The following is a 24,774-nucleotide window of genomic DNA, read 5'->3' on the forward strand; positions in this document are numbered from 1 at the left end:
GTGATTCCATACCAAAACTGCTATAAGTGAGGATTGTTAGTTATGTTATTTAATTCATATCTCTTTATGTTTGGTTTTCTGCCTGTTGTGCTAGGAGGATATTTCATTCTAAATCGTTTTCGTCTCTTGTTCTACGCAAAAGTATGGCTGACCCTTGCCTCTTTGGTGTTCTACGGATACTGGAACTTAAAGTACGTGCCTTTAATTCTGCTATCCATCTTGTTTAACTACGCTATGGGTCATTTCATTCATACCGCATCTGCCGGCAGACGTCGACCTCTTCTAATCTTTAGCTTAATTGCAAATATTCTACTACTTGGCTATTACAAATACACTGATTTTTTTATAGAGAATTGGAACGGACTTACAGGAAGTAATCTTCCTCTTCACCATCTTATTTTGCCATTAGGCATAAGCTTCTTCACATTTACACAAATCGCTTATCTTGTTGACGCTTACCGAAATCAGGCGCGTGAATACAGTCTTGTGAACTACACGCTGTTTGTGACCTTTTTCCCGCACTTGATTTCCGGTCCCATCCTCCATCACAAGGACATGATGCCTCAGTTTGATAGGCTGCGAAATAAGGTCTGGAACTGGAACAACGTACGAAAAGGCATTTTATTATTTAGTATTGGTCTTGGAAAAAAAGTGATCCTAGCAGATACTCTGGCCGGTTATGCTGACAATGGATTTGCTACCGCGGCTCATTTTATAGATTCTTGGGTAGCTGTCCTCTCTTATACTTTACAGCTCTACTACGACTTCAGCGGTTACACGGATATGGCGATCGGAACCGCATTGTTGTTCAACATCCGCTTGCCTCAAAATTTCAACGCCCCTTACCGTGCGCTAAGTATTCGCGATTTCTGGAGACGCTGGCATATTACACTCAGCCATTTTCTTAGAGATTATATTTACATTCCACTAGGGGGCAACCGGAAAGGATTTTGGATTTCAATTCGAAATGTGGTGATCACGTTTCTGATTGGTGGCTTTTGGCATGGTGCAGGTTGGATGTTCATTCTCTGGGGGCTTCTGCATGGTGTCGGACAAGCTGTGGAGAAAATTTGGGGACGCTGGGGCTTCCCCCTTCCCAAGTGGTTCTCATGGCTACTCACCTTCATCTTCGTGAATATCACATGGGTATTGTTCCGATCTGAGCACCTGTCTCAAGCGATTCATTTATTAAAAGGGATGAGCGGTCTTAACGGGATATCTTTACAGTCTATAGGGACGCTGAAATGGGCAATCCTTCTGATTCTCATCTTATTGACAATTATTCTCTGGAATCCTCGTCATATCTGGAACAAACGCAATTTACAGTATAGCCGGAAAACGGCTTTTGTAATGGCATTTATAATCGTATTCTCGCTGCTGTTCTTCAATCGAATTACGACCTTTTTATACTTTAACTTTTAAAAATATTATGGAGGCTGATTATGCGTACATCTCCTGGGATTCATACAAAATCGAAACGGTTCGTAAGTTATTTTATGCTTTTTTTCATTCTGTTAGCTTTTGTAACAGCGCTGATAACCGCATTTATCGACCCGCTGCAATTCTATCATCGCCCCTCGTGGTATACGCCGCTTCTGTCGGAACAAGAACGTTACCAGAATCCAGGCTTAGCCAAAAATTACGATTACGACAATATCATCATCGGTACATCCATGACAGAAAACTTTCTTCCGTCTCAAGTAGACTAAAGCTTAGGTGGAACAACCTTAAAGTTGTCTATGGAGGGTTCAACCGTTGACGAGCATTATAAAATCGCTAAACTCGCCTTGGAGACAGGGAAAGTAAAACAAGTGCTTTGGGGGTTGGACTATTTCTCATTGAAGCTCGCTACCGCAGAGGAAGAAGAAGATTTCCCTGACTATCTGTATGACGGTAAGCTATGGACTGACTATAAATATTGGTTTAATTCATCCGTATATAAACAATTTTTTCGAAGTATCAAAAGTACGCTGAGTGGTCAAACGAAACAGGATTTAGAAACTTTGTACAATTGGAATGATAAGGTAGTATTCGGCAAGCAATACGTTGCTGAGTCTTATTTTAAAGCTTGTGACAAAGAGATCGATTACGGTACGAATGAGGAAAGCCTTGATCAAGTAAAGGTTTATTTCAATACGTATATTCGATCTCTAATAGAGGAATATCCAGATGTTCAATTCTATTTTTACTATCCCCCTTACAGCGTAATGCGGCAGGTTGCCTGGTACTCCAGTAATCCCGTTCGTTTCAACAATCAGTTAGTTATGCGGCAATGGATGTTTGAGCAATTTGAGCAATACCCCAATGTGAAGCTCTATGATTTCCAGACAACATCCGAGTGGACGTTTAATCTGGATCTGTATAAAGATTTAAGTCATCATAATGGTGAGGTGAATACCTGGATCGCTGAAGCTATAGGAGAGGATAGTTCGGAATATCGTGTAACGTCCAGCAACATAGAAGCATTTAACACACTTCTGGAAGAACAAGCGGAAAGTGCTGTCATCGATAGCAACGGCAATGTCTATCGTAGCAGTGTACAAGTAAACGGTGAACCTCTGGCATTTACCACCCGTCTAGTCCAAGGGAATGAAGAGTTATGGTTACCTGCCAAAGAAATCGGAACAGCCCTGAACGCTTCAATAGATTGGGACGCAGCTACCAAAACTGTATCACTTACTTCGGGTGGGAATAACGTTACTATGACTATTGGTAATACTGAGGCGTTAGTAAATGGACAGACTCTCGCAATGGATACCGCTCCACTACTTGCAGGAGGAAAAGTGTTAGTTCCCGTTGCTTTTGTTGCAGAGCATCTTGGATGGAACGTTTCTGTTGAACGAGAAGGTGATTGGCTACGCTACCTTCTTAATTCATAGAATAACGCGGTACATTTCAACTTCCTCCCAACATTTTTGGACATACGTAAAAAAGCACCCGGCATTTAGATGTCGGATGCTTTTTTCATTTCAAATTCGAATGATCTCAGATCTTTCACTTACGAGTTGATTCGTTGATGAAATAAAGCCTCCAATTCCTTTTCCAATTTGTTTTTTTGTCTTTGGATCCCCTCTTAAAACTTAATCTCTGTCACTACTCTATGCCGAATGCTTCTTATGTAATTCCACGCCCATCGCCCAATCTTATGTTAAAATAATGAAAAGTCTTCCTTTTGTGGCGGAGTTGACAGAATATATATGTACATATCTTTATCCATTTTATGGATTTACAGAAATGAAAAAATTCAAAATACCAAGTAAATTTTCAGAGTATTTTTATGTCCAAAGGAGGTTGGTTCATGCATCTTTCATCTTACTTTGATCGACAGCGTACAGAGGATTTTATTATGTTCTCCCTTTCACATTGGATTGCTCTGTCTATCATTGCATTGGTGTGTCTACTACTTTACGGTTTCAGATTCGAAATTCGCACGGACGTGAGACTTCGGCAAAGTGTTCGCTTGCTGTTGATTGTTATTCTTATGTTCTCAGAAGCGGGACTTCAAATATGGTATCTCTCTCAGCAGGTATGGCAATCCAGCTCATCATTACCGCTCGAACTATGCGGAATTACTTTACTACTATCCATTATCATGCTGATTACACGCAGCCGAAGACTTTACTCCTTTCTGTATTTTGCCGGAATAGGTGGAGCATTCATTGCTTTACTCACACCGAATCTGGTCTATCCGTTCCCTCATTTTCGATTTTCACTGTTCTTTGTAGCTCATGGTGGTATCATTCTTGCTTCTCTTTATATGACCTGGATTGAGGGCTATAAACCAACCTGGAAATCACTTTGGTTCACTATGCTTGGCCTTAACGTCGTGGCTGTATGTGTCTGGATCGCCAATTATATCCTAGGATCTAATTACATGTTCCTATCTCATAAGCCCAGTACTTATTCTGTAATGGATTATTTCGGACCTTATCCTTATTACCTGCTAGTTGAGGAGCTATTTGCCTTCATTGTATTTCTGCTTATGTATTTAGTGTTTTTCTGGGTGCCAGAGCGGCGTAATTCGAGGCGTAAACGAATTGGTCGGCTTCCTAATTAAATGCGAAAAAGGCCAGCCTCCGATAATCCAAAGGCTGGCCTTTTTAAATTAAATATTCTTAAGCTTCGATGATTTCTACCGAAGTCATTTTGTCGCGTCCTTTGAAAGCATCAACAAGATCCATACCTTCAACTACTTTACCGAATACAGTGTGTACTCCATCCAAGTGAGGTTGTGGAGCGTAGCAGATGTAGAACTGGCTTCCGCCTGTGTTCTTACCCGCATGCGCCATAGCAAGTGTGCCACGCTCGTGTTTGTTTGGATTGATTTCGCAGTTGATGGTATATCCTGGACCGCCGGATCCAGTTCCGTTAGGACATCCGCCTTGAGCAACAAAACCAGGAATAACGCGGTGGAATGTCAATCCGTTGTAGAAACCATCTTTTGCTAGCTTTTCAAAGTTAGCTACAGTGTTTGGTGCATCTTGATCGAACAAGTCGATCAGCACTACGCCGCCTGTTTCAAGAGTAATTTTCGCTTGCTTTGCCATATGTAAATGACCCCTTTCAAAATTAACAAAATTAGAATACCTCAATTATATTACTATGAAACCACGCACAAAGCAAAGCAAGCAGGAGTAATTCCTGCTTGCTCTTTTTGCCTTCCCAATTTTGTCCACCTAACATTAGTCCCTGTTACTTAGCAACAGCGGCTTGTTTAGCGATACGCTCAGGAACAATATCGTTGGCAATAAGATCATTGTAGCTTTCACGACGCACTACAAGATCGCTGTGTCCGTTCTGAACGAACACTAAAGCCGGACGACGAAGCCGGTTGTAGTTGCTCGCCATGGAGTAATTGTAAGCACCCGTGCAGGCTACAGCCAACAGATCGCCACTTTCTGCCTTAGGCAGTTCTACATCCCAGATCAGCATATCTCCGCTCTCGCAGCATTTACCAGCGATGGATACAGTTTCTGTAGCCTCTTCATTCGCACGATTCGCAAGTAATGCCTCATATTTAGATTGATACAATGCAGGACGTGGATTATCAGTCATCCCACCGTCAACGGCAACGTACTTACGCACACCTGGAATATCCTTATTCGTACCTACAGTGTAAAGTGTAGTACCTGCATCTCCAACGATACTGCGGCCCGGTTCGACCCAGATTTCAGGCAAAGCATTATAAATTCCAGCAAAATGAGTCTTCACCGCATCCGTAATTGCAGCTACATATTCAGAAACATGTAACGGGGTATCACCCTCTACATAACGAATACCGAAACCTCCACCTAGGTTTACTACACGGAAGTCCACATCCAAACCTTCTTTAACACTACGAGCAAAACTCGCTACACGTTCAACAGCAAGCTGGAATCCATCCGTTTCAAAAATTTGAGAACCAATATGGGAATGTACGCCCAGCAATATTAAATTCTTTTTGCTGACTGCCGCTTTAACTGCTTCATAAGCAGAACCGTTTCCAATATCAAAACCGAATTTGGAATCGGTCTGACCTGTTGTAATGTACTCATGCGTATGTGCTTCGACACCTGGTGTCACACGTAATAAGATGTTAACCTCAACTTCTTTACGTGATGCAATCGACTGCAAAAGGCTAAGCTCCACCAAATTATCAACTACAAAGCAACCGATCCCGGCATCAATCGCCATTTCGATCTCTTCAGATGTCTTATTGTTGCCGTGAAAATGAATGCGTTCTGCAGGAAAGCCTGCTTGCAAAGCAGTATAAAGCTCGCCATCAGATACAACATCAAGCGACAAGCCTTCTTCATCAGCCAAACGAACCATAGCCATTACTGAGAACGCCTTGCTTGCGTAAGCTACTTGGAACCCAAGTCCAGAGGATTTAAAAGCATCCATATATTCCCGGCAACGTTGTCTAACCAATTGCTCGTCCAGTATATATAGCGGGGTTCCATATTCCGCTTTCAATTCAGTTACATCACATCCGCCGATTTCCAGATGCCCAGCATCATTAATTCGGCTAGTACCGTGTAGAAACATTCTTTAGTCCTCCAATTTCTGTGGAATATCAAGGTTCCACCCTGTCTTTAGTGTATTCAGTATAACAGACAGTGGGAACTCCATTGAATGGACTAATTTGCAGTAGTTTTGTATTTTCCTACGATTGTTAATCATTCTTTTGATTAGGCGGCATTCTTGTATTGTCTCTTGTTTTATTGAAAGACGGCCTTGTCTTCGAGCTTAGAACTGGCTTTCGCAATAGAATTTCACTCATCGCCTTTGCATTAAAAGGTATAAACGGCCACATATAAGAGGAGTTATAGGACCGATGGGTAGTTAGGAAAATAGTCAGTAGCGTCGTGCCAATCATAAATCCTGGCACCTGGAATGCCGCCACGGCTAACAATAACCCAAGCCTGACTATTCGATTCGCAAGACCCAGTTCATAACTTGGGGTCGCAAACATACCTATGGAAGCCACCGCCATATATAGAACTACCTCGTTGACAAACAATCCGCTCTGGACAGCTATATCACCAATCAATATCGCCGCTATCAGACCCATCGCTGATCCTAAAGGTGTCGGTGTGTGTACTGCGGCCATCCGCAGTAAATCAACCCCAAGCTCCACAATAAGAAACTGGGCAATTAGAGGAATTCTTGCCGTCTTTTGGGGACCAATAAAATCCAGTACAGGCGGCTTAAGCTCAGGATGAATGACAAGCAACATCCATAGCGGTAGCAGGAACATGGAAGCAAATATTCCGATGAAACGAACCCACCGCAAGTACGTTCCCATAAAAGGCGTCTGACGATTCTCCTCCGCATGCTGGCAGAGATCAAAAAATGTAGTCGGAAGAACTATAACGATTGGTGACGTATCCACGAAAACTACAACCCGTCCCTCTAATAAATTAGAGGCCACTACGTCAGGGCGTTCAGAATAACGCACCATAGGATATGGATTCCAACCGCCCCCGATAATTGCCTCCTCCAATTGCTTATCTGCCAGAGGAATGCCGTCGATATCAATACTGTTGATTTTTTCGATAACAGAACTAACCTGTGTTTTATCAACGATATCATCAATATAAGCCACACAGACATCCGTCTGTGTTCGTCGTCCAACCTGAAATATCTCATATTTCAACCCCGGATCACGAATCCGTCTTCTGACAAGCGAAATATTACTCAGTAGAGTCTCTGTGAATCCATCGCGTGCACCGCGTACCACCCGATCAATCGAAGGTTCGTCGGGACTGCGACTAGGGTAAGAACGAGTATCCATGACGATAACCTTGTTCTCACCTTCGATGAATAGTACGCTCAAACCTTCTAGTACCTTCTCGATACTTTCACTTAACGAATTACCCTCCTCCACCTGGATGTGAGGGACATATTCATTCATAAAGCTAGACAGTACACCCGTAGACAGATTCTCAGAGGTGAGATAGGTCAGACGTTTTAGGATCTCATCCGTTACATCTGCATTAGTAAATCCACTTAAACAGAGAAGAGCTGTCTTATGACCGCCAAAGGACATCTCTCTAAACGTTACATCAAAGCTAGTTCCGAGCCCGATTACCTCATTAAGTGTATGTTTTGTATCTTGTAAGGAAGTTGAAATTTCATCATTTCCTTGCCAGTAAATGACGGACTCTTTTAACGAGTTAGAGTGCTCGCTATCTCGTTTCTTTTGCAGTTTACTGATTCCCTTTTGGTTGGTGCTGTCTTGTGACTCTTGCCGTGCTTGCTTTTTAGTCGGCTTGGGTTTTGGTGCTTGTTGGGCATTCTGATCTTGTGCCTCATCTTCGGATTCCGAGTCTGAATCTAAGCCGAATAATCTGGCAAAAAATCCTTTACTAGGCTCATTCTGCTCCTGATTGCCGAGCTCATCTGACGCCTCCGCATCCTGCTGCCCAGACTCTGGCTGCGTTGACGCTTCTGCACTTTGCTCTTCTGTCCCGAGCTCATCTGACACCTCCGCATCCTGCTGTCCGGAATCCGGCTGCGCTGATGCTTCTGCACTTTGCTCTTCTGTTCCGAGCTCATCTGACGCCTCCGCATCTTGCTGCCCAGAATCCGGCTGCGCTGATGCTTCTGCACTTTGCTCTTCTGTTCCGAGCTCATCTGACGCCTCCGCATCTTGCTGCCCAGAATCCGGCTGCGCTGACGCTTCTGCACTTTGCTCTTCTGTTCCGAGCTCATCTGACGCCTCCGCATCTTGCTGCCCAGAATCCGGCTGCGCTGACGCTTCTGCACCTTGCTCTTCTGTCCCGAGCTCATCTGACGCCTCCGCATCCTGCTGCCCAGACTGTGGCTGCGCTGACGCTTCTGCACCTTGCTCTTCTGTCCCGAGCTCATCTGATGCTTCGGCATCTTGCTGGCCTTGACTCGGATCAGCAGCTGCGATGTCACTGGCCATAGAAGCAGTATCTGCTTCAGTGTGATCAGCAACTAGCTCGGATGCAGTATTCTTCATTGCTGCGGCAGCCGCAGCATTTTCCTCCTGATGATCATCATCCGGCACTGAATCACCGCTGTGAATAAACTTGCTCATTCCATAACCCCCTGTTTACTGTCGGTATACAAACCAGTCGAACAAAGAACCCGCGACCTTCCCGCTTACCATCGCCATCAACAGCCCGAACAGATAATGTGTCATATTCAAGCGTTTAGCGAGTATCGGCAGCACATTTAATACCTCGGTCAATGCTGCAGCGAGCATCCCGACAAAAATCCCGTCAAATAGGCCTATACCCAGTTCAACTAAAGGACCTGAAGATATTTTCCAATTCCAAAAATCACTCACGGTACCTACCAATGACCCGACTACCATCGCACCCTCGTACCAATGTACTTTATCGTAAGAAGAGGTTAATTGAGCCAGACGGGGCACCATGTCAAGCACCACAAATAAAGCGATCACACCGCCGCCTACAGCGATTCCACCTGCAATACCCAGCAGCAAATTCAATCCCAGTGTTATAGGTGCCGTCATCTTCCTTCCTCCGTGTTCTCTGGTTGAGTTTCTACACGGCGCCTCATTTTACCGTACTCCTCATTGATGACGTATTGGTCGATATTTTTCTGATACAGGTACATTTCCACTTCTAACGGTGTAGGCTCCTCATTCCACTTTTTCTTAAATAAATGGTTGAAAAAAATGACCATCCCAAAGCCGATGCCTACAGAATATGCAATCTGAAAAACAACCGGATGTTCATCCCGATGACCGGTGATCATCTCCACAATTCGGATTTGGACCTCCTGCATGTTTACATCCGCATGGAAATTCATGATTGTCAGCGCAGACCCGAAGAACAGCAGTAGCCACACTAAAACAAACATCGCTATTGAAGGCTTACGTCTCTCCACCGGACTCTCAATCTGCACAATCGTTCTGCCTTCACCTATCGGCTCAATATCCGCTTCTGGCACCAGTTCATAAATGCGGGGAATCACCATCAAGAGATCAATCAAAATTAGATTGCCGTCACTTTGCTCTGGCTTCATTAGCAGAATAGATTCCAGCGACTCTTTCAGCTCAGGCTCCGCAATCAGAAATGCAATATCACCCAATGTGACACCTTTACCTTTGGGCACCGTCACCCGATTCTTAAGCTGTATATAGATGGCGGGAGCAGAATGTTGTTTCATCCGCATTCCTCCTAAAGGTTGTGGTCAAGTAGCTCCGGTGCAAGATAACGGTAGTATGGGAGAAAAGCCTTAATTTTACTCTTTAGGCTGAAATCAATTTCCATGAATGGAAACTGACCTCTCAAAGGTATGAGTTTGATAATCAACAAAAAGACAGCTCAAGGTGATTTCCCTCAAGCTGTCTTTTTTGTTATTCCTTATGATCTCTCTAGAATTGAAGAGAATCCAGTTTCTTACCTTCAAAATCAAACAGAGCTAAATTGGACCATCCATTCTCATGACCGACAGACCATTCCTTTTGCGAAGGGATCCAGGCGGGCTCCCAGTAATAAAAGCCGATGCCTTTTCCGTTAGGTGTATTCTCAATTACGCTAATGAAATCCTTCATATAGTTAGCTTGACCCTCTACTGTGGCTGGATAAGCTTCATGTAGCTGGGATTCCTCATTAACAATTACAGAGAAACCCTCAGGTGCATTCAGCGTCCAAGGATAGGCTGTTTCCACCACAATGATATCCTTGTTATAACGCATCGCTAATTCGTTCAGGTTATGCTGCAAGTCGTCCAAAGTACCATGCCACCAGGAGTAAAAAGATAATCCGATAACATCAAAATTAACGCCATGCTCCAAGAACCTATCATAAAAGTTACGGCTAGTCGGATGATCAGCCCCGCGGTCAATGTGGATCATGATGGACAAGTCAGAATCGACGGATTTCGCACCCGCTATACCCGCTTTAACTAGCGTAGTGAATTGCTCCCACTGTTCCGGAGTATCACTATCTCCATCTACCTTGCCCTCTCCCCATAACATGCCTGGCGTAATCTCATTCCCAATCTGCACCATATCGGGAAGGGTACCTTGAGACTGCAACGCCTCAAGAACTTCACGAGTATATTCGTACACAGCAGATGTCAAACCACTAAAATCAAGTAACTCCCAAGCTTTTGGTTTCCATTGATTAGCGGGGTCGGCCCATTTATCTGAATAATGAAAATCCAGAAGAAAGTTAAGCCCTGCGTCCTTGATTCGCTTAGCCATAACCAGCGTACGTTCCAAATTGCAAAAGCCCCCAGGAGGGTCATTCCAAATCCGCAGGCGGATGGCATTTACTCCATTGTCCTTAAGGATATGGAGTAAATCCTCGCCCTCCTCAGCCGTCCGAACAGAGCTACTGTGGAACTTGCCTCCACCCTGCTCTATTTCATCCAGAAACGAGATGTCCATTCCATTGATAAATGTCGTTATCATCATCCCTACTCCTTTACAGAACCAAGTGTCATCCCTTTAACAAAATACTTCTGCAAGAATGGATATACGATTAGAATTGGAGCAGCCCCGATAAAGATTTGCGCGGCTCTAACCGTTGTCTGCGAGATCAATTCCATTTCCTTCGGATTAATGCTCATGGAGCTCATATCCCGTTGAATGATAACGGTCTGAAGGAAGGTCGCCAGCGGAAACTGCTTGGAATTATTCAAATACAATAGGCCATCGAACCAGGAGTTCCAATGGAACACCATACTAAACAATGCAATCGTCGCAATCGATGGTAATGAAATCGGTAAGTATATGCTGAACAAGGTTCGGAAATGTCCTGCTCCGTCTATTAACGAAGCTTCCTCCAGATCTTTAGGAATGCCCCGGAAGAAGTTCAGCATCAGAATGACCAAGAATGTATTCACCGCACCTGGCAGAACGAGTACCCAGAAGGAATCCATTAAGCCAATCTTTTGGATAACAATATAGAATGGAATCAGACCACCATTGAACACCATACTGAAAACGAACAACCAGGAATATACATTCCGACCTTTGAAGGCCGAGTTTTCCTTTGATAGGGGATACGCTGCCAAAAAAGTAATCAGTAGTGTGAGTCCGGTTCCGAGTACAGTTCTTTGCACGGATACCCATATGGAGTGTAGGAATATCGGATTATTCATTGTCTTTTTATAAGCTTCCAGAGAGAACTGCTTTGGCCACAGGCCCACCAGGTTGGCGTCAGCCGCAGACTTGGCACTGAAAGATACAGCTAATACGTGAATCAGAGGAACAATACACATGAGTGCGAGTAGAATTAGAAAACAAGTATTGAATATGTTGAAAATACGATAACCTCTAGTTTTGTAATACATAGGTCTCCCTCTTCCTTTGGTAGTTTAGAAAATGCGATATCCTGCCCATTTCTTAGCCAGGCTGTACGAAACAAGGATCAATACCATACTAATGGCTGACTTGAACAGTCCGATTGCTGTTCCAAAGCCCATCTCACCATTCAGAATCGCTGTACGGTATACGAAGGTGTCGATAATATCGCCTTTCTGATAGACCAGCGGATTGTAGAGGTTAAAGATCTGGTCAAACCCTGCATTCAATACATTTCCGAGAGCCAGAGTACCTACCACAACAACCATTGGCAGTAGAGAAGGCATTGTGATAAAACGTGTCTGTTTCCAGCGGGTTGCACCATCTATTTCAGCAGCTTCATATAATGAAGGGTTAATTCCTGCTAGAGCAGCCAGGAAGACGATCGTGTTATAACCAAATTCCTTCCATACATCCGTGAGAATGACCGTGAACCTGAACCAGTTATTATCTCCTAAGAAAAAGATGGGTTTAATCCCCATACTGCCGAGGATCTGATTGACGAAGCCATCTGTAGCAAGCAAATCTAGCAAGATCCCGCCAAGGATGACCCAAGACAAGAAGTGAGGTAAATAAACTAATGTCTGAATTGTACGCTGTATATAAACCTTGCGAATCTCATTCAATAGAATGGCGAACACAAACGGCACAGCCAAATTGAAGATCATCTTCAGAACGGCAATAATCAAAGTGTTCCAAATGACCTGCATACTGTCATTACGTTCAAATAGATAGCGGAAATTATCTAATCCAACCCACGCTGATCCCGAAATTTTTAGCCATGGCTTATAATCCTGAAATGCCATCACAATTCCGCCCATCGGTATAAAGCTGAAGATGATCAGGAAGATCATCGCCGGCAGTAACATTAAGTGAAATGGCCATGTTTTTTTAAGTGTTCTCATCCTTGGTCCCCCATATCGTGTCAAGTTCTTCTGTAACCATACTCAAATTATAGCAACGACAGGATTCACCAAATAGCGAGCAAAACCAATATATATGGTACAAAACCAATCTCTTTACCACTTAGAAATTGATCCTAATATACACCTTTTCAAGTAGCCGCTAACGCAAAAAGGGACCGTTCCTACAGCTTAATAAAAAGCCGAGGGAACAGTCCCGAATGGTGCTACTTATACCCTTATCAGAGCATTATTTTACGCTGTCATACCAATCATTTACTTCTTTGGTGATTTGGTCTCCACCGCCTGATTTCCAGGTCGCTACGAAGGTATCGAAAGCTTCTAGTGGTTTATTGCCATAGATGATTTCATTAAACGTTTGGTTCTCGATCTTATTCAGATAATCCATCTTCGATTTCATAGTTTCAGTAGTAGGACCTGTGAACATATTCTTGAAGGATTTATCCTCTTGCGCCAACAGAACCTTTGCAGCTGCAGGAGTATCCTTACCATAGTTTACAGCTACATCCTTCTCCAGACGAGTGGTTGGTTCTCCGCCATCTGCGAGGTTCAGCAGGGCTTTCATTTGGGCATCCGGAATCCGGGCACCGTCACGAACCAGCATATAACGAACGCTGTTCACATAACCACCAGCAATTTTTTCATTGTCAATCATCTTACCGTTTGCATCCAGTTCATAGTCATAACCTGCGAAGAGACCATTATCCAGCTCGCTACCAGGCTTTGGATCAGCGAAGTTATCGAACAGATAGTTTTGATAGGTAAAGAATGCTTCTGGATTTTTCATCTTAGTGCTGATCAGCGTTACACCGTTGGTGAACTGTGTACCGTGACGCATAACTTTACCATCTGGTCCTGCTGGAATTTCAATTGGAGCCCATACAGCATCCGGAGCGTTCTTCACAGTATCCTGAAGCGGCCAACCGCTCATCCAGTAAGGTCCTGGGAGAATACCTGCCGTACCCGCCACTGCTGGTTCAGCTGTTTTGTTCTCATCCCATAGTGCTGCTTCTTGAGGAATGTATCCCTTTGCGAGCCATTCCTTCATTTTTTCCAGCCCTTGCTTCATTCCCGCATTTACAGAGCCGTATTCCAGTTTACCATCAGCATCAAGATTCCATTGCTGTGGAAGCGTTCCGTAAGCACCGAAGATCCAGGAAGGATCGCCCATCCAAGTGTTCATTGATGTCTTAAAGCCGATACTGAGCGGTGTTACCTTATCTGGTGCCAAGCCATCAGGGTTCTGATTCTTGAATGCATCCATAACTTTTTCTAGCTCATCGATCGTTTTAGGTGCTTGCATATTAAGCTTGTCCAGCCAATCTTGGCGGATCCAAAGAATGTAATCATGGTTGTACGCGTAATCAAGTACAGGTAGACCCATTCTTTTGCCATCGCGGCTGTATTGGTTCCATACGTTAGGATCCTGTGCCATGGCTTCTTTCCAAGTAGCTGAAGCGTATTTATCGAACAACGTTCCCACTTCAGCATACATACCGGAATCGATCAAATCCTGAGCAATCGTGCTATCACCTGTACCAATGGTTACAACATCAGGCATTTCCTGACCTGATGACATCGACAGGCGCAGCTTGGTTCCAAATGCACCATTCGTATCAGTGATGGACCAAAGTGATTTAATGTTGATGCCGAACTTTTCTTTTGTCCACTTTGTAGCTACGTTATTCTCAATGCTTTCCCCGTTCTTGAATTTAAGCTCAGGGTCAACACCCCATACTGTTGTAATAGTTACCTCAGGATCATATTTATCCTTGTAGGCGTTTTCAGAATTTGAAGTTGTATTTGTGGTCGTATCACCAGCTGTATTCTTTCCATCAGCAGCATTATTGCTCGAGCAACCTGCAAGGCTACCTACCAAAAGCATACTCATACACAGGAGCGGTAGCCATCTCTTTTTCTTCATCGCGCTCATTTTGTTCCCCCTTAGATTCCTTAAGTGTTGGTTATGACTTAATTATAGGGAACGGAGATGATGTCGAATACGTCATTTAAACAAGGTTTCTGCACCTTTCTCAACCTCTCTATCCGTCACGAAATTCATTTGGTGTCATATTGTAGTGCTTTTTGAACATTTTGCTGAAATATTGCGGATTCTGATATCCAAGTTCAGTAGTGATTTCATAGATTTTTTTGTTAGTGTTCTTAAGCAGATATAGTGCACGTTCCATCCGCATGCGGATAATATAGTCTCCGAGTCCTTCTCCTGTCTCTGCTTTATAAATTTTAGATAAGTATACAGGGTGCAGATATACATGATCCGCTATCGTCTTGACCGACAGATCATGCCCAGAATGGTTTCCCACCAGCTCATGTACCTGCTTAATAATGTAACTTTTCGTATTCTGATCACTTTCTGAGAGTTCCTTTTGAAGCTTGTTTAGCATATCAAACGCCCAGTCCTTCAGCTTGTCAAAAGAAACAATAATGCTCTGTGTCAGCATTGGGTCGAACGCATACTGGTCGATTTGCGAGATGAATTGCCCTCCTTTATGAGCAATGTACATGAACGCATTGGTAATGGACAAAAAGACCTCATACAGATGCTCACTTGAAAAGCGTGCATTCTCCATATCTCGGAACACATCCGCGATCTTCTGCCGGGCTGTATCCCATTGTTTAGATTCCAGCAAATGAATGAGCGTTGGCGGACGATAAAGGCTTTCGAGCGATTTAATACTCATCATTTCCTGAAGATGACGGTCCTCCAGATAAAGTACCGAGCCTGTTTCATTATGTGTTGTCAAATACATAGAACTTAGGCCACTTCGATAGGCAGCCGTCATCCCTTCGGGGAAAGCAAACCACTCCGTTACGATAAGTGAAATCTCACCCTTTAGATAATTGCTAACACTAGTTCTGAAATTAGCTATCGCTGACTTAAGGATTTGTTGTCTCGCTGCATCGTAATTATTCGACTTTTCTAACTCCCGCTGGATAACTGGCTTCAGTTCCACAAGCAAAATCAAACAATCATGTGGTGCTTTGCAGAACCAGACATGGAACTGCTCCTTGAAGAGCTCCTCGGCAATATTGCCGATGGCATATTCCATTAAGGAGACCGAATGATGATCCATGGCAGCATAATGTTTACCCAGCTGAATCAATAACATCGACGCTTCAACATCCGATTCGAATGAGATTTCATATTCTTTAAGCTTTAAGGCAAGTGTCCGCTCAGACAGCACTCTGCCAAGAAGTAATTCATGCATCAAATTCGCCCGCAAGACACTGTAATCGGCCTTGCGATTATAGAGTAGCAAATGATATTTATCATGTGCCTCCCATTCGTCTTTTAGAGATTCAATCGCTCCTGAGATACTTTTAATAAACTCCTCATCACTGACTGGCTTCAAAATATAATCAAAAGCCTGCAGCTGAATCGCCTTCTTAGCGTACTGAAAATCAGAATAACCTGTCAGCAGAATCGACCGGATATCCACCCATCTCTCGCTTACCGTTTCAATTAATTGCAAACCGGACATCCCCGGCATAGAAATATCTGTAACCATGATATCTATATCCTGCTGCTCCAAGATCTCCAGTGCCTCAGCACCCGACGCCGCCTGATGTACCTGCTTTACACCAATCTCGTCCCACGGAATCGTGCGGGCGAGACTTTCCGTTACATAGGGCTCATCATCGACTAACAATATCTCTATCATCATATTCCCTCCTAGATGTCATCCGTATTATTGTCAGTTAGCGGTAATAACCACTGAAGTTTGACCTGTAATCCACCGAGTGGTGATGGTGCAATAGTCAACCCTGCATCCTCACCAAAACGCAGCCGCATTCTCTGATGCACATTCCAAAGCCCGCAGCCCATTTCTTCATCCATTGCCTTACCTAGCTTATTTTCTAATTCGATAATCTCCTCTGGGGTCATGCCTTTTCCGTCATCATCAACCGTTAGTACCATGACTCTTCCGTTACATGAACCCGTAATTCGCACCAGCCCCTCTTTAGAGACAGGCTCTATCCCATGAATCACTGCATTCTCAACCAAAGGTTGAAGCACCAGCGGTGGAAGATCTCTTTTCCGCATTTGCTGCGGGATATGAACTTCATACTGAAGTCTGCTCATCCTCATTTTTTGGATCTCCAGATAGTGAGTCACAAATTCCGTTTCTTCGGATAAAGCGACTAAATCACGTTCCTGGCGAGTCGTATATCTGTAATAACGGGATAAATTATGCGACATCCCAACGACAGCACCCATATTATCGAGCTTCGCCATACTTGTAATAAATGAGAAGCAATTATAGAAGAAATGCGGATTAATCTGAGATTGAAGCTGCTTTAATCTAGCTTCTCGAACATGAATTTTTTCCATTAACACGTTCTCTATCAGCATCTGAATCTGTTCTACCATACTGTTAAACCGTCCGGATAGGAAGCTGAATTCATTCTTCCCTTTGATTTCCACCCGCGTTGAGTAGTCCCCTTGCTTCAGCCTCTGGAAACCTCCAACCAACAACCTAACGGGCACTTGCACCTGAACATATAATAGATAGGCTACGAGACAGCTCATTAATAACAATGCACCAATAGCAAAATAGAATAAGCGGTTGGAGGTCTGAATCGGATGCAGTATTTCTGACAGCGGCATATAATCGATTAAATACCAGCCCATTTTATCCGAATAGACGATGTTCACACTGTAAGACTCACCTTTTATGTTCACTGTACGATTCTCGCTCTGCTTCAGCTGCTCTTGTTCCAGTCTTTCTACCAACTCTTCAGCTAGCAGTTTGTCGGCACTGCGGTTAAAGATAAGTCCAGTACCCTGTTTATAATAAAAAGGATCTCTCCTGCCGTCACTTTTGAATTTATCCAGCATATCTTCGATGTTACGGCTGTCGAACTCCACCTTCATAATCGTATTGACCTTTTCAGGAGAGAACTCTGACATAAAGGGTGTAAAAGAAAACCAAGAGAACACAAAATGGTCGCCATCCTGCTCAGTGATCTTCTCTACATGCCAGCCTGACTTTACTTCCCGCTTTAGATCCTCATCCGAATATGGTATTGCATCATTCTCTGAAACCATTCGATGGATGGACGGTGAATATAGATACAATTTACTCTTCCAGTTGGAGGAGCTTTCTTGGATACTGATTTTGGTCTGAATCCGCTTGATCAGGTTTATCGCATCCAGGTTCAAATGCGTTCCCTTCAAATAAGTATCCTTTAGGCTCAAAATATCAGGATCATGAATTAGCAGGATCGGCCAAGATGACAATAGTTCCATGTTGCTCTCTACTTGATTCTGAAAAAAACTCAGCTGATTGCTGTTCGAAGTATTTAACTCCGTACGTAGCACATCCGTGGTCGTCTTGTTGGAATAGAAGTAGAGGATCGTAATTGGAATTAGCATGATGACCATGATACTCACGATTTTGGTAAATAAATTATATCTATACACTTTCCTTCACACTCCGACTCAAATGTCATAGCCTCTATTGTACAAATAATCTTCCTGAACGCATAGATCAATTTCTCACTAAAAATTGAGGTAGACAGGCAAGTTCCTGTTCAAGTACTGTTATCGTCCTCTCTATTGTAAAGGCTTAAATTATTACGCTATATGCTACGTAAGAAACATTTCTGCAGTTTTTGCAGTCGAATGTAAGGTAAAGACATACAAAAAGGGATGATCTGAAAGCCTCTAGGCATTCCAGTCATCCCTTTAAATAGTACAATCTGTTCATTGAGAGTTTGATCAGAGCGTTTGCGGTTTAGATTGTTGACTCGATATAAAGAATAAAGCGGTCCAGATCAACGCGAACCCGATAATTTGCGGTAGGGTGACGAGCTGCTGGAATACGATCCAGTTAATTATTACTCCTGTCATCGGAAAGCTTAGTTCAGCCAATGTAGCGAAGGATGCTTTGGTAGTGCTGAGCCCTTTGTAATACATTAACATACTGAGTAGTCCTGGAAGCAAAGCTTGCAGCAACAGATTTATGGCTATGGCAGCAGATGCGCCAAACCCGCCATTAATCTGCCAAGGAGCTCCTTCTAGTGTGGTAATCACGAAGAGCAAAGGCAGCGCCAATATAAATCTCAGGGAAGTCACTGTCTCATATTTCATAGACCCAAGCAGGTAACGACCCATTACTGTAGATCCACCCCACAGTGCAGCGGCTCCTAAAGCCATCAAACTGCTAACACCGATAAAGTTATTCACGTGTCCAAATGGGATACTCCAGCCAAAGGTTAACAGATAGGTTCCTACCAGTGCCACAATTATGAGGATTCCGAAATTTTTAGGCAGACGTTCTTTAAGAATTAAGGCTGCAAGACCGATAGCGAATATCGGCTGAAGCTTTTGCAGCAACAGTACTGCATTCAAGTCCCCACTGGAAAGAGCCATTGTAAATAGAATGGTCGCCCCGGCAGAACCTCCCCAGGAAACAATTAGCAAAGCTCCAATCTGGCGAAATCCAATGCCTTTTAACTCCGCCCGGTGACGCCAAAGAACAGGGGAAGCAGCCAAGAAAAGCACCACATGCTCCAAAAGAACAATTTGCGATGAGGTCAAAGATTTTAAGAGGATAATACGAAAGAGCGGATCAACACCCCATAGTGCTGCACCGAACACAACGAGCCAAAACCCACTGCGTAACGGCGACGTGCTGCTTACCTTATTAACTGATGATGACGCTGTTACATTACTCATAATTCCATTCTCCTTGTCGATACAAACCCTCGATAAGAGACCAAAAACCCCCGAATCACCTTAAAAGGTCGACTCGGGGGCATTATCAATAAAGACGTACAGGATAGACTCCTAGCGCCTTTATCTTATGATCCTCTCCCATCCGGACTTTACCGTCGGCTCTGGAGTTACACCAGATCAGTCACTTCTCTGCAAGCAGAACAAGTGAGTCGCGGGCTCAGTTCGCTTTGAACATTACCGCCGGTTGGGAATTTCACCCTACCCCGAGAATCTTGTATTCCGTTGTTTTTTTCACAATCTCAGAATAAACCTCTTCTTGCCATTCGTCCAGTACTTTATGAAAATATACATAAATCTTTCATGTATTACAGCTTTTTATTACATATTCTTTCGATATTATTATACTGTCTCATCCAAAAAGCTACTGTATAATGAAATTATGTTATTTTTCCATACTTTAACAATAAGTACAAGGAGGTTGTTATGAAAGAATCATTTTGGATGAAGGAGTCATTCTGGACGAAATTATTGTTCTCCTTTTTTGCTGTCGGAGTCATAGCTTTTTTAGGATTCATAGGTTCGATAATTACCGCGCTTTACGGGGGACTAATGTTTTATACTCCACTTGTGGCGGTTTTATCTCTGGTGATAGCCATTTATGTTGTACTCCTTATATTTAATGTGTTATCCCGAAGAACAAGCAATATTGTATTGTTATCCATCCTCGGACTTAGTGTGCTCGTAACCGCAGGATATGAGATCAAACAAGCATATATCAACAGTATTGCCACGGTCGATGATCGAGAAGTTAATCTGGTACAATACGAACCTTTTGCGGAGAATACCAAAGCAGTGAATTTGGATAAACCTTCTACATATCGTATCGATAGCAACCTACCAAAATTGGATGGCGCAACCGCACTTTACCCACTCTATTCAGCTTTTGTGCAGTCTGCTTATCCTGAGGGCAGCTATAATCCCTATGATTTTCAAAAAAGCCAAGTGATTTGCAGCAGCACGCCCGAAGCTTACAAAAGACTAATTGAAGGTGAGACGGATATCATTTTTGTTGCGGCTCCTTCTCTCGCACAGCAGAAACAAGCAAAACTAAAAGGTGTCGAGCTGAACCTCACACCGATCGGCCGTGAGGCATTCGTATTTTTTGTAAATAAACGAAATGACGTAACTGGACTTTCCACCGCTCAGCTCAAAGATATTTACGCGGGTGAGATCACCAATTGGAAAGATGTAGGGGGCGCCAATAACCGAATTCGCGCTTTTCAACGACCAGAGGATAGTGGGAGCCAGACGATGCTGCAAAAGTTTATGGGAGACACTCCGCTTATGACACCACCTAAGGAAGATGTGGCAGATATTATGAGCGGAATCATTCAACAAACCTCCAGCTATCGCAACTATAAAAACGCACTCGGTTACAGCTTCTTATTCTATGCCTCGGAAATGAATCAAAGCGGGGAAATTACACTACTGGCCGTAGATGGTGTAACGCCCGACAAGCAGAGTATTCGCAATGGACAATACCCTTTGGCTACAGAGTTTTATGCTGTAACAGCTGGAAGTGATAACCCAAATATCCAGCCCTTTCTAGATTGGATTCAATCTGCTGAGGGTCAGGAATTGGTAGAGAAAACTGGTTATACCTCTATAAAATAAAATATTCTTAGGGGAAGAGAGCTAGCCCAAATGTTTGGGAAAGCTCTCTTTTTGCATTTTATACCGAAATTTTTCCTTTTTCACTCTAAAAGAGCGCAACTTTTGGAAACTATTGTCGTTTAAGATTTATATAAGCCCAAACTGCATCAAAGGAAGAAAAAGTAAGAATTGCTAGAAACCAAGAAACGGGGATGGTAGGGATTGCAGATGAAGAAGTTTGGTTTTTTGGCGTTACTGCTGCTTTTGTTGGTGCTAGTTCATCCAGGAACTGGTTATGCCGGCTCTGCAGAAACACACATCAATCTAGACGGCAATGATCTTAAGATTTCAAAAGACGCACAGGTTCAAATTGTAAATGGAAGCGTGATGGTTCCACTTCGCCTCGTTGCGGAGCAGCTTGGTTATACCGTGAAATGGGATAACGTGACCAAGACTGCAATCATTGAGCAAAAAGGAACTACATTAAAGCTTATTGTGAATAATGCGATGGCAGAAGCTTCAGGGAACCAAGTAAAATTGGACAACCCTCCGTTTCTCAGCGGTAGCACAACCCTCGTACCTTTAAGATTCGTTGGAGAGCAGACAGGAACCACTGTCGGTTGGGATAATGTGACCAAAACGGTATATTTAACTTCTCCAGCACCCGAGATTGGCGGAGACGATGCAGAAACTACAGTTCCAGATACATCTGTAACCGCACCCTCCAATAACGGATCCAATGGTAACACAGCAACTGACAGAGATACATCGACTACAGCACTCACTAATCTTAGCTTCGTCGATAACAAACTAATCCTTGCGGTGAACGGTAGTGTAACACCTAGTGTATTCACTATGACAGATAAGGACCGGATTGTCGTAGATTTACCAAACACCAGCTTTGGCGACAGCTTTCATCAGAACCTTTCCGTCGGAAAAAACCAAAGTGGACAGTTGACGATTGCCGAATATCCTAATGTCTCAACCATTCGTTATTCATTATTCAGTAGTTCTCCATCTACGATCCGGATCGTTATTGATCTGAACAGCCCTAACAGCTATAGCTTGATAAATGCTAACGATGGACTTATTATAGTGGATCTAAATGGGACTAGCGTTACAACTCCTGAAACCACCTTACCTGAAGTACCGGTTACTACGCCTCCGCCAGCTACCGGCAACACAGATAAGAAGGTAATCGTCATTGATGCAGGGCATGGTGGGAAAGATCCAGGGAGTTCAAGTGTTAACAAGCTTAAAGAGAAAGATTTTACCTTACCAACAGCATTAAAAATTGCAGAATTACTAAAGAAAGAGCCAAATATCGAGGTTGTGCTCACTCGAAGTGATGATACATACCCGACTCTGCAGGATAGATCTAACCTGGCCAATAAGGTAAAGGCTGATCTGTTCATCTCTGTTCATGCCAATAGTATCCCGGTGGGTGGTAAGAGCAACCCTAGCGGCACAGAGACCTACTACACGCGTAATGATAGCTTGTTATTCGCTCAAACCGTTCATAAATATCTCTCAGTCGCTACCGGTCTTCAGGATCGAGGGGTTCGTCAAGCGAATTATCATGTAACAAGAGAAACTAAAATGCCTGCCATTCTTTTAGAATGTGGTTACTTAAGTAATACCAAGGATGAAGCCCTACTCTACACCGCAGACTTTCAGAACAAAGTAGCAAGTGCCGTAGTTTCAGGGATCAAGGAATATTTAGGTCGATAAAAAAAGGGGAGCCCATTAGCCATTATTGGCTGAGAAGCTCCCCTGTCTGTTTATTCTTGTTTATTATTCCAAACGCTCATTCGTTCTCTTAGATTGGAGGTATGCAGCTCCAGTTGTACACCGTCTGGGTCGAGAAAGTTAACCGTCCAGCCAACTCCCCGTTTAACAGGTCCCCTGATCAATCGCACTTCGTGGGCTTGCAATATCTGAACAGCTTCCTCGAAATGTTCCTCCGCTATGCTAAAGGCAATATGGTCTATCCCAATTACACTATCTATGGATTTGGTAAATTCAGGATTTTCAATGAGGCAAATCCACGCACTTCCCCATTCCAGATAGGCATCTGTATTTCCCTTGTGGATTAGCTGAAGACCCAAAATACCTGTATAGAAATTCAACGAACGTGATAAATCACTCACATTTACCGTCACATGATTAAATCCTTGGACCTTCATCCTCATTCATCCCCTCAAACTTCTCACACCAAGATAGAGACAATTCTCTTGCGTTTCTCTGAATCGGGATCTTTAGTTACTCGCATCTCTTCATCAAAGATCAAAGTTGCACGTTCTTCCAGCGTATACTCAGGCCATGATAGCTCAGCTGTAGCTGGGTTTCCTCGATGAGCAAAGGCAATCCATGCCGCATGCATACTGTCAGCCAATTTTTGCATCTCCGGTGTAATTTCCGCACCCAAGCGAGTTACATGAGACAGATTGTTAAAAACATAGGCAATTTCCGCACCATGTACTGCCTTATTTAACAGTGGATGACCAGGAACTGTCCCATCAAAACGATACATCCAGACAGGCGCATGGGCCAATTGATTCTCTGCTAAGGATATAGAGGTTCCCCAGAAATAAAGATCCGTTAGAATCTCCGCCTGTCCCTCCCATGTAGAAGAATAGTGACTGGCAACCTCCGCTAAACTTCCAGTTCCCATCATCTGCTCCAGCGCCTTAAGCGATTCATCAAAATCTGCACCAGGTGTTTCTCCCCTGAAAAATAAATTACCCTCATCTCGATTGGTTCCTATGAGCAATGGGATACCCTGCGCCGATCCTAATGCTACAGCCTGTGCAGGATCTTGAGGAAGCGTATCCCCATCAATGACAGGCTGAAATAACATGCCTATTGAACCACCCGTTAATTTAATGGTCATTCTTGTGGCTGCTTCAATAATTTGTTCCGCTGAGAATGTACTAAGTAAGCTAGTATCTCCCTTAGGAGAAATACCTAGTTCAGTAAGTAGTGCTATTGCAATATCTTTTCCTTGCTGATTTGGCAACGTTTGAGCAGCTCCACTTTGCATAATCGCCCCTGCAAATAATCCCTTCGCAGCAGGCATAGCCAATAGTGCAGCGATACTCATACTGCCAGCTGATTCTCCGAATACCGTGACTCGCTGCGGGTCGCCTCCAAAGGCGGCAATATTAAGCTTTACCCATTCCAGTGCGGCAATTTGATCCAGCAAGCCTTGATTTGAAGCAAATCCGTCACCAAGTGAAGACAGATGCATAAAGCCAAACGGTCCCAATCGATAATTAATCGTCACCAAGACCACATTCCCGTGCTCCGCGAAGCTAGTGCCGTCAAACTGTGGCTGACTACCCGCACCAGTCACAAATGTCCCCCCATGAATCCAGACCATTACAGGAAGTGCCTCACCTTGGGACGCAGGTGACCATACATTTAAGTATAAACAATCCTCAGCATGACGAGGCGTTAAGCCGCCGAAACGCGTACCTTTCTTATCCGCTGGCTGATGGCTAACTGGACCAAATTCAGAAGCATCTCTAATTCCGCTCCAAGCTTCTGGTGGCTGCGGCGCACGAAATCGAAGCCCTCCAACTGGCGGAGCGGCAAAAGGGATTCCACGCCAAACGTTCACGCCACCCTCCTCTCGTCCTTGAAGCTTACCGTAAGAGGTTACTGCTATCGGTCCTACCATTACATTTCACCCTTCCACG

Annotated in this window: 19 protein-coding genes, 1 pseudogene and 1 riboswitch; of the genes and pseudogenes, 6 read left to right on the forward strand and 14 right to left on the reverse strand. The window is 43.7% G+C overall.

Annotation, left to right across the window (positions count from 1 at the left end; all coding sequences use genetic code 11):
• The first annotated feature begins 42 nt into the window (after positions 1 to 42).
• The 4 genes from ACN6MV_RS21400 to ACN6MV_RS21415 all read left to right on the forward strand — a co-directional run bounded on the left by ACN6MV_RS21400 (position 43) and on the right by ACN6MV_RS21415 (position 4,057).
• The gene (locus tag ACN6MV_RS21400; protein ID WP_419884780.1) at positions 43 to 1,422 is read left to right on the forward strand and encodes an MBOAT family O-acyltransferase; all 1,380 of its coding nucleotides are present in this window, start codon (positions 43 to 45) and stop codon (positions 1,420 to 1,422) included.
• 20 nt (positions 1,423 to 1,442) lie between these two features.
• Positions 1,443 to 1,709 carry a hypothetical protein gene (locus tag ACN6MV_RS21405; protein WP_419884781.1) on the forward strand — a complete coding sequence of 89 codons (267 nt, stop codon included), beginning with the start codon at positions 1,443 to 1,445 and terminating at the stop codon, positions 1,707 to 1,709.
• Positions 1,710 to 1,739: 30 nt separating this feature from the next.
• Positions 1,740 to 2,879, forward strand: a complete 1,140-nt coding sequence (locus ACN6MV_RS21410) for a stalk domain-containing protein (RefSeq protein WP_419886787.1) — start codon at positions 1,740 to 1,742, stop codon at positions 2,877 to 2,879.
• Positions 2,880 to 3,298: 419 nt separating this feature from the next.
• Positions 3,299 to 4,057 (forward strand): TIGR02206 family membrane protein, encoded by a 759-nt coding sequence (locus tag ACN6MV_RS21415; RefSeq protein ID WP_419884782.1) that lies wholly within the window; start codon positions 3,299 to 3,301, stop codon positions 4,055 to 4,057.
• Positions 4,058 to 4,115: 58 nt separating this feature from the next.
• Here ACN6MV_RS21415 and ACN6MV_RS21420 read toward each other — a convergent pair whose 3' ends face one another.
• The 12 genes and pseudogenes from ACN6MV_RS21420 to ACN6MV_RS21475 all read right to left on the reverse strand — a co-directional run bounded on the left by ACN6MV_RS21420 (position 4,116) and on the right by ACN6MV_RS21475 (position 19,420).
• Positions 4,116 to 4,547: a peptidylprolyl isomerase gene (locus ACN6MV_RS21420; protein WP_042129672.1), complete on the reverse strand. Its 432-nt coding sequence runs from the start codon at positions 4,545 to 4,547 to the stop codon at positions 4,116 to 4,118.
• A 145-nt stretch (positions 4,548 to 4,692) separates the two neighbouring features.
• Positions 4,693 to 6,027: a diaminopimelate decarboxylase gene (gene lysA / locus ACN6MV_RS21425; protein ID WP_042129674.1), complete on the reverse strand. Its 1,335-nt coding sequence runs from the start codon at positions 6,025 to 6,027 to the stop codon at positions 4,693 to 4,695.
• Positions 6,028 to 6,154: 127 nt separating this feature from the next.
• A pseudogene (locus ACN6MV_RS21430) lies at positions 6,155 to 7,729 on the reverse strand (spore germination protein); the annotation flags it as partial.
• An 834-nt stretch (positions 7,730 to 8,563) separates the two neighbouring features.
• On the reverse strand, positions 8,564 to 8,989 hold the full coding sequence (locus tag ACN6MV_RS21435) for a stage V sporulation protein AB (protein WP_042129676.1): 426 nt from the start codon (positions 8,987 to 8,989) through the stop codon (positions 8,564 to 8,566).
• A complete protein-coding gene (locus tag ACN6MV_RS21440) occupies positions 8,986 to 9,648 on the reverse strand; it encodes a stage V sporulation protein AA (RefSeq protein WP_042129678.1) in 663 nt (220 codons plus the stop codon). The genes ACN6MV_RS21435 and ACN6MV_RS21440 overlap by 4 nt, the downstream gene beginning before the upstream one ends.
• A 208-nt stretch (positions 9,649 to 9,856) precedes the next feature.
• The gene (locus ACN6MV_RS21445) at positions 9,857 to 10,903 is read right to left on the reverse strand and encodes a glycoside hydrolase family 53 protein (RefSeq protein ID WP_349651472.1); all 1,047 of its coding nucleotides are present in this window, start codon (positions 10,901 to 10,903) and stop codon (positions 9,857 to 9,859) included.
• A 2-nt stretch (positions 10,904 to 10,905) separates the two neighbouring features.
• Positions 10,906 to 11,784, reverse strand: a complete 879-nt coding sequence (locus tag ACN6MV_RS21450; protein WP_042129682.1) for a carbohydrate ABC transporter permease — start codon at positions 11,782 to 11,784, stop codon at positions 10,906 to 10,908.
• Between the two features lie 24 nt (positions 11,785 to 11,808).
• A complete protein-coding gene (locus ACN6MV_RS21455; protein ID WP_042129685.1) occupies positions 11,809 to 12,699 on the reverse strand; it encodes an ABC transporter permease in 891 nt (296 codons plus the stop codon).
• Between the two features lie 247 nt (positions 12,700 to 12,946).
• Entirely contained in the window at positions 12,947 to 14,650 is a 1,704-nt protein-coding gene (locus tag ACN6MV_RS21460) for an extracellular solute-binding protein (RefSeq protein WP_042129687.1), read from the reverse strand.
• A 109-nt stretch (positions 14,651 to 14,759) separates the two neighbouring features.
• Positions 14,760 to 16,400, reverse strand: a complete 1,641-nt coding sequence (locus ACN6MV_RS21465) for a response regulator transcription factor (protein WP_419886788.1) — start codon at positions 16,398 to 16,400, stop codon at positions 14,760 to 14,762.
• Positions 16,401 to 16,411: 11 nt separating this feature from the next.
• Positions 16,412 to 18,163, reverse strand: coding sequence for a sensor histidine kinase (locus ACN6MV_RS21470; protein WP_419884783.1), 1,752 nt, complete (start codon positions 18,161 to 18,163; stop codon positions 16,412 to 16,414).
• Positions 18,164 to 18,460: 297 nt separating this feature from the next.
• Complete coding sequence (locus ACN6MV_RS21475; protein ID WP_419884784.1) at positions 18,461 to 19,420, reverse strand: DMT family transporter; 960 nt, start codon at positions 19,418 to 19,420, stop codon at positions 18,461 to 18,463.
• Between the two features lie 126 nt (positions 19,421 to 19,546).
• Positions 19,547 to 19,695: riboswitch (FMN riboswitch) on the reverse strand.
• 208 nt (positions 19,696 to 19,903) lie between these two features.
• Here ACN6MV_RS21475 and ACN6MV_RS21480 point away from each other — a divergent pair.
• The gene (locus ACN6MV_RS21480) at positions 19,904 to 21,094 is read left to right on the forward strand and encodes a substrate-binding domain-containing protein (protein ID WP_419884785.1); all 1,191 of its coding nucleotides are present in this window, start codon (positions 19,904 to 19,906) and stop codon (positions 21,092 to 21,094) included.
• A gap of 207 nt (positions 21,095 to 21,301) precedes the next feature.
• Positions 21,302 to 22,804, forward strand: a complete 1,503-nt coding sequence (locus ACN6MV_RS21485) for an N-acetylmuramoyl-L-alanine amidase (RefSeq protein WP_419886789.1) — start codon at positions 21,302 to 21,304, stop codon at positions 22,802 to 22,804.
• A gap of 50 nt (positions 22,805 to 22,854) precedes the next feature.
• On the opposite strand, the gene ACN6MV_RS21490 is transcribed toward ACN6MV_RS21485, so the two are convergent.
• Both ACN6MV_RS21490 and ACN6MV_RS21495 read right to left on the reverse strand, forming a co-directional pair.
• The gene (locus ACN6MV_RS21490; RefSeq protein WP_419884786.1) at positions 22,855 to 23,259 is read right to left on the reverse strand and encodes a VOC family protein; all 405 of its coding nucleotides are present in this window, start codon (positions 23,257 to 23,259) and stop codon (positions 22,855 to 22,857) included.
• A 23-nt stretch (positions 23,260 to 23,282) separates the two neighbouring features.
• Positions 23,283 to 24,755, reverse strand: coding sequence for a carboxylesterase/lipase family protein (locus ACN6MV_RS21495; protein ID WP_419884787.1), 1,473 nt, complete (start codon positions 24,753 to 24,755; stop codon positions 23,283 to 23,285).
• Positions 24,756 to 24,774: the final 19 nt, after the last annotated feature.

The sequence above is a fragment of the Paenibacillus sp. B-A-8 genome (assembly GCF_048572915.1).
In the GTDB taxonomy this organism is placed as follows: Bacteria; Bacillota; Bacilli; order Paenibacillales; family Paenibacillaceae; genus Paenibacillus_AQ.